Here is a 6,129-nt window from a genome sequence, read left to right as displayed (position 1 = left end):
GGCATGCGCCGCGCGAACAACCTACGCCTGGAAACCAAAGAAACAATGAGACACTAGGGAGCGCAGGGTTAACGGAGGGTTAAGACCGCCCCCGCCCGGCGCCCTCCTCCTGGCGAGTCCTTGGCGAACTAACTGTTCGGCACCCACACATGCGTGCCCCACAGGCCGCCGTGGCGCGGCGGCGAGCCGCGGTACCGCAGCGTCGGCAGCGCATCGAAGATCGCGCGCTCGCGGGCGTTCTTGTAGATGACGGTGTAGTTGGCGCTTCTCAGCTTCGCCAGATTGTCGCGCACCCGCATCATGATTTCGGCCGAGAACGGATTGAACAGATACAGCACGAACGGCTCGTGCTTCGGCGCGCCGCGGCCGGGCGCGAAGCTGTAGGCGCCGGCATCGCCGTGAATGACGCTGATGTTGCGGAAGCCGGCGGCGGCAGCGTTGCGCTTCGCGACCTGCGCCAGCTCGGCGGCGAATTCGACGCCGACGCAGGAGCGGAAGCCGAGCTCGGCGGCGACGATCAGCATGCGGCCCTTGCCGCAGCCGAGATCGATGAAGCGATGCTGTGCCGGATCCAGGCCGATATACTTCACCGTATCGATCAGCACGCCAGGATCGCTCGGCTGATAGCGCTCGCCGAAGCGGCGGCTGTCGGAGCCGATGGTGAGGCGGTCGAGATCGACGCTGGCGCCAGCCTCGATGCCGTGGCGCGCGTCGAACGCGGCGCCGCTCGGGCCGCTGTCGCGCTGCGGCCACAGCGTGCGCAGCCAGGGGAAGGACATCGGGTCTCCTCGCTCGCGGCGGCTGATCGAATGACGCTAGTGCGCCCGCGGTGCGGCGGCGAATGATCTCGCGCAAACTGCGTCGGTGCGATGGGGGCCGGCGCCGTGCAAGGGCGCTTACTGAGCGCTCATGCGTGTCGCTGGCGATTGACCGAGATCAGGTTCCCCTTATCCTCCGGCCGAAATCGAGGAGCGGCTGGCGCGGACGCGCCGGAGACGGGCGGGAGCGATGCGGAAGATGGCGGCGCGCCTGGCGCTGGGGTTCGGCCTCTTGGCCTCCAACCTGCTTTCGCTGCAGGCCGAACCGGCGCCGGACGAGGCGCCGCCGGTGTGGGCCTATCCGATCGCGCCGAAAGGCACGGCGGCCCCGCCCGACGACGGCACCGTCCGCCATGTCCCGGATAGCTCGGCCGGCTACACGCTGACCCAGATCCGCGATCTGTTCGTCGCGCTCGACTGGCGGCCGGGCGATCATCCGCCGATGCCGTCAATCGTCGGGCTGGGGCGCAAACCCAATCTGCGGGCCTGCGGCAGCTGCCATCGGCCGGAGGGCATCGGCGGGCCGGAGAACGCCAGCCTCGCCGGCCTGCCGGTGGCTTATCTCAGGCGCCAGATCGCGGATTATCGCGCCGGCACGCGCAGCACCGGCGTCGCGGCGCGGGCGCATGTGTTCCGCATGATCACTGCGCTGAAGGAACTGACGCCGGAGGAGATCGACCAGGCGACGGCGTACTACGCGTCGCTGAAGCTGCCTGCGCGAATCAAGGTGATCGAGAGCGAGCGCGTCCCGGCCAGCATCATCCCGAACTGGTACTACACGCCGAAGCCGGACGGCGGCAGCGAACCGCTCGGCGACCGCATCGTCGAGATGCCGGACGACGAAGACGGCTACGTCGACCGCGATCAGCGCGTCACCTTCACCGCCTATGTGCCGCCGGGCAGCGTGGCGCGTGGCCAGGCGCTGGTGGCAGGCAGCGAGCCCGAGCGTGTGCCGGCCTGCGCCGGCTGCCACGGCGAGGCGCTACGCGGCACCGACGACATTCCGCCGCTCGCCGGACGCTCGCCGAGCTACATCGTGCGCCAGCTCTACGAGTTCAAGCACGGCCTGCGCCGCGGCGAGATGGCGGAGCCGATGCAGGCCAACGCCAGCCGCATGAGCCTCGCCGACATGACGGCCATCGCCGCCTATCTGGCAACGCTGCCGCCGTAGTGTGGTCTGTTTCGGACCACCCTCAACAGGCACATCCTCATGGTGAGGAGGCGCGGAGCGCCGTCTCGAACCATGCGCTGCAGGCACCCGCGGCCCATCCTTCGAGACGCCTTCGCGTCGCTCTACGAGCGCCGCCAAGGCTCCTCAGGATGAGGGCTTCAGGCTTCCAGCCGGCTTTGATCCAGTTCGTTGAGCGCGCAGCTCTCCACCGCGATGATGCGCGCGGACGAGCGGCGGAGACAGGTGTGCGCGACGCGAGCGAGTGGACAGAGGTCGGCGGACAGGCCGGGACGACGCCGGGCGGGCTCTATGCCGACGAGGCCGGCGCGCGCTGGTACGTCAAATGCCCGGCGAGCGACGATCACGCCCGCAGCGAAGTTCTGGCCAATCGGCTGTATCGGCTGGCGGGCACCGGCGTGCCGGACACCGAGCTGGTGCTGCGCGACGGCCGCCTGGCGGTGGCGAGTGCCCGCGTCGCCGGCGTCACGCTCGGCGAGGTGATGGACACCGCGCAAGCGGCTGCGGTGTGCGCCGATTTCGCCGCCGATGCCTGGCTGGCCAATCGCGACGTGCTCGGCGCCGACCTCGACAATGTGCTGATCGGCCCCGGCGGCGCGGTGGTGCGCATCGACCAGGGCGGCGCACTGGCCTATCGGGCGCGCGGCGCGCGCAAAGCCGATTTCGGCCAGGAGGTGATCGAGTTCGACAGCCTGCGCGATCCGCGCAGCAATGCAGCCGGGGCGAGCGTGTTCGGCGCCATGGCGCCGCATGCGCTGGCGGCCTCGATCGCCAAGGTGGCGCGGCTGACGCCTGCGGCAATCGCGGATGGCGTGATCGCCGTCTATGGCGAGACACCGGCGGCGCGCGAGCTGAGTGCCCTGTTGATCGCCCGGCAGGCCGATCTGGTGCGGCGGACTCCGCGCGGCGCAGTCGCAGTCGCGGCGGAGGCGCGCCGATGACGGTGCTGCGCACCAGCGTGAGCCACCCGCTGCAGATCGCCGAGGTCCGCGCCGGCCCCGGCTTCGGCCGCATCGGCATCACCTTCTGCCCGGGCAAGTACGACGCCACGGCGATGACCGGCGGCTGGGCGCGCGATCTCGATGCCGATCTCGACGCCATTCGCGCCTGGGGCGCCGTGCTGGTGATCACGCTGGTGGAGCCGGCCGAACTGAGGCTGCTGCGCGTGCCGCAACTCGGCGAAGAGATCGCGCGGCGGCAGATGCGATGGCTGCATCTGCCGATCCCGGACTATCAGCCGCCGACCGCGGCGTTCGAGGCGGGCTGGGCGACCGAGGGCCGCGGCGTCCGTCAGCTGCTGCGCAGCGGCAGTGACATCGTGGTGCATTGCCGCGGCGGCCTCGGCCGCGCCGGCATGATCGCGGCGCGGCTGCTGGTGGAGCTCGGCGTGCCGGCGCCGGCCGCCATCGCCCAGGTTCGCAGCGTCCGCCGCGGCGCCATCGAAACCCGCAACCAGCAGGCGGCCGTCGAGGCAGCGACACCGGTCGAGGATTGAACTCGGCCCAACGTCGTCCGGCATGAACCGGACAGGCGTAAGTGTCATGTCAAGTTGACAAGGACACCTGTCACGATAATGTGACCACGCGAGAGAACGACGTGAACAGGTGCCTGCAGGCGACCGGTGCGGCGCTCTCGAACCGGGACGAACAGTCCAGACCAACGCGGCGCTTCCAGTCGGAGCAACCGATCGGTCGGAGGATCGTCCCGGCGCTGCTAGCAGCATTGCCCGTGCGCATCCGCACGACAAGTTCGACGTCTCTTGAGGAGGTTCACTATGGCAGACGATCCCAACAAGGTCTGGCCGACCGGTCTGACGATCGCGGAGTCGGAAGAGATCCACAAGCACGTGATCGACGGTACGCGCATTTTCGGCGCGATCGCGATCGTCGCGCATTTCCTCGCCTACGTTTATTCGCCCTGGCTGCACTAAGTCCGGCGATCAAGGAGATCCGAGATGAATCAAGGTAGAATCTGGACCGTCGTGAACCCGACCGTCGGCCTGCCGCTGCTGCTCGGCAGCGTCGCGACCATCGCGATCCTGGTGCACTTCGCCGTGCTCGAGAACACCAGCTGGTTCGCCAAGTACTGGAACGGCGGCACCGTCGCCGCTGCGGCTCCGGCTGCTCCGGCTCCGGCCGCGCCGGCCGCCAAGAAGTAAGCTTCTTACTTCAAGCGCCTCGCTTCGCGCCCGCCTGGACCGCAAGGTCCCGGCGGGCGTTTGCGGTTGGCGCCATCGAACACGCGGCGCTTCTGTTGGCGAATGCCGCGCGCGCGTTCGCATCTGCTCGAGCGACATCGCGTGCTCATCAACATGGACGGAAATTCATGACACGCGCGCCGCGCTCTCGCCGCGTCGCGCGGCGGCATGACGCGGCAATTTCATCGCCGTGACAATGCAGCGGCCAAACCGCGGCGAAGCTGCGTGACGATCGCGGCGATGCGACTCATGCCTGCAAGAAGTCCCCTTTTTGCAGGCACTTTCGACATCACCACTGCGGCGTGTCGCCGCCCGAAACGTGGTGAAAAAATCGTTAACCTTGGAATCACTCCATTGTCAGGCCAAGTCATCGCAACTTCATGGGCGCGGCGCACTTGAGCCGCAATGCGACGCCAGTTTGCGGCCGCAAGACAAGGAGACTGCCCATGACGATCCCCGAGATGCCGAAGTTCGATCCGGAATACGTCGCGACGCTGCGCGAAGTGCTGGCGATCGCGGTCGAGCAGATCGCGGAAGAACATCGCACGCCGGCCACCAAAGCGATGATGGCGCAGGTGATCGTGCAGACTGCGGCGCGCGGCGTCACCGACGCGCATGCGCTGGTGGGCCACGCCGTCCGCGCCGGCGAGATCGGCGCGCCGTAGTCGCGCAGCAATGTCCGAATTGATGCAAGCGCCGCGGCCACCGCGGCGCTTTTTGATTCGGGGGATGGGCGAGTGGGGAGTGGCGAATGGAAGATGCCGAGGCGCGATTCTATTCGCCACTCCCTATCCGCTGCCCTGCTCCGTCCGACACCCACCGTCATTCCGGGATGCGTGCGTCAGCACGCAGACCCGGAATCCCGAGATGGTGGAAAAAAGATCGCGGCCAGCGATCCGATTGGCGAAGAGCGGCAGAACAGTTCGGGATTCCGGGTTCACGCGCTACGCGCGCGCCCCGGAATGACGACGGGAGGAGAGACGGGCGAGGACGGTGTACGGAGCAGGAGCGTCGTCTCGTCGCTGCGCTCATCGCAGCGACGATCGATGAGCCCCTACTCGCCCCAGGCCTGGAACGCGTCCGCGAACGCGCGGTCGCCGGGGGCGCCTTTTTCGATCGCCACGATGGCGCGGCGCTGGTTCGCATAGACGATCGGCACGTCGAACCAGGAGCGCTCCTTCAGAAGCTGCAGGTTGCGCGAGCGATCGGCTTCGACGTTCGACAGGCCGACCAGGAAGAAGTTGTCGGTGACCTTGACGGCGAGACCGGCCAGCGGCGTGCCGCGCGCCTGCTCGTTGGACTTCATCAGGATGCCCGGCACGTTGGCGACGCCGCCGCCGGCGAAATCGGGCGGCAGCACGAAGGTCAATTCCGCGGTGTGGCTCGCCGGCAGCGACGAATCGGTGTTGCGACGGAACGACATCGTCATCTTGAACTTGCGCTCGGGCACGTCGATGTCGGCCCGCACCGCGATGTCGGCGCCGCCCTTGGCGCTGGCGCCCTTGATCTGCTCGGTGCGCCACGTCACCGTGCCGACGTATTGCTTGCCCTTCGGATCGTTCGGATCCTCGTCGTACAGCACGACACGCTGCGCCACCGGCGCGACCTGATCCGAGCTCGACGGCTGGCCGACGCGGTCGGTGATCTTGGGCCGGTCGGTCGACGCCGGCTGCGGCGTCTGCGCGGTCTCGGTCGGCGCCGACGGCGATTTCAGCATCGCGATCAGGCTACGGCCGACGCCGGACAACGTCGGCCACGACACGATCACACCACCGACCAGCATCAGTACGATGCCGATGACGATGGCGCTGCGCAGCGGGAATTTCGACGGCGCGCGCGTCGCCTTGCGCTTCGGCTCTCCGCGCGGCCGCACACGTGGTCGGACCGCCGGGCGTGGTCGGCGAATAGCGCGCCGCTCCTCGATC

The 6,129-nt window shown here is 68.4% G+C and carries 7 protein-coding genes and 1 pseudogene; 6 read left to right on the top strand and 2 right to left on the bottom strand.

Annotated elements, in window-relative coordinates; genetic code table 11:
* Window positions 1–128: 128 nt before the first annotated feature.
* Window positions 129–779: a class I SAM-dependent methyltransferase gene (locus I5M_RS24870; protein ID WP_022723874.1), complete on the bottom strand. Its 651-nt coding sequence runs from the start codon at window positions 777–779 to the stop codon at window positions 129–131.
* A 238-nt stretch (window positions 780–1,017) separates the two neighbouring features.
* On the opposite strand from I5M_RS24870, the gene I5M_RS24865 reads away from it, so the two are divergent.
* The 6 genes from I5M_RS24865 (at window position 1,018) to I5M_RS24840 (ending at window position 4,869) form a co-directional block, all read left to right on the top strand.
* On the top strand, window positions 1,018–1,989 hold the full coding sequence (locus tag I5M_RS24865; protein ID WP_031337478.1) for a c-type cytochrome: 972 nt from the start codon (window positions 1,018–1,020) through the stop codon (window positions 1,987–1,989).
* Window positions 1,990–2,234: 245 nt separating this feature from the next.
* Window positions 2,235–2,948, top strand: coding sequence for a hypothetical protein (locus I5M_RS24860; RefSeq protein ID WP_031337476.1), 714 nt, complete (start codon window positions 2,235–2,237; stop codon window positions 2,946–2,948).
* Window positions 2,945–3,502, top strand: a complete 558-nt coding sequence (locus tag I5M_RS24855) for a cyclin-dependent kinase inhibitor 3 family protein (RefSeq protein ID WP_022723871.1) — start codon at window positions 2,945–2,947, stop codon at window positions 3,500–3,502. Before I5M_RS24860 ends, I5M_RS24855 begins: the two co-directional genes overlap by 4 nt.
* A 279-nt stretch (window positions 3,503–3,781) precedes the next feature.
* Window positions 3,782–3,937 (top strand): light-harvesting antenna LH1, beta subunit, encoded by a 156-nt coding sequence (pufB, locus tag I5M_RS24850; RefSeq protein ID WP_011440233.1) that lies wholly within the window; start codon window positions 3,782–3,784, stop codon window positions 3,935–3,937.
* Between the two features lie 24 nt (window positions 3,938–3,961).
* Window positions 3,962–4,165: a light-harvesting protein gene (locus tag I5M_RS24845; RefSeq protein ID WP_022723870.1), complete on the top strand. Its 204-nt coding sequence runs from the start codon at window positions 3,962–3,964 to the stop codon at window positions 4,163–4,165.
* 485 nt (window positions 4,166–4,650) lie between these two features.
* Window positions 4,651–4,869: a hypothetical protein gene (locus tag I5M_RS24840; RefSeq protein ID WP_022723869.1), complete on the top strand. Its 219-nt coding sequence runs from the start codon at window positions 4,651–4,653 to the stop codon at window positions 4,867–4,869.
* Between the two features lie 389 nt (window positions 4,870–5,258).
* Here I5M_RS24840 and I5M_RS24835 read toward each other — a convergent pair.
* Window positions 5,259–6,129, bottom strand: a pseudogene (locus tag I5M_RS24835) (hypothetical protein); the annotation flags it as partial.

It is taken from the genome of Rhodopseudomonas sp. B29, assembly GCF_000333455.1.
Taxonomy (GTDB): Bacteria; Pseudomonadota; Alphaproteobacteria; order Rhizobiales; family Xanthobacteraceae; genus Rhodopseudomonas.
The sequence above is the reverse complement of the archived record's forward strand: the minus strand, read 5'-3'. Positions and strand labels throughout refer to the sequence as shown.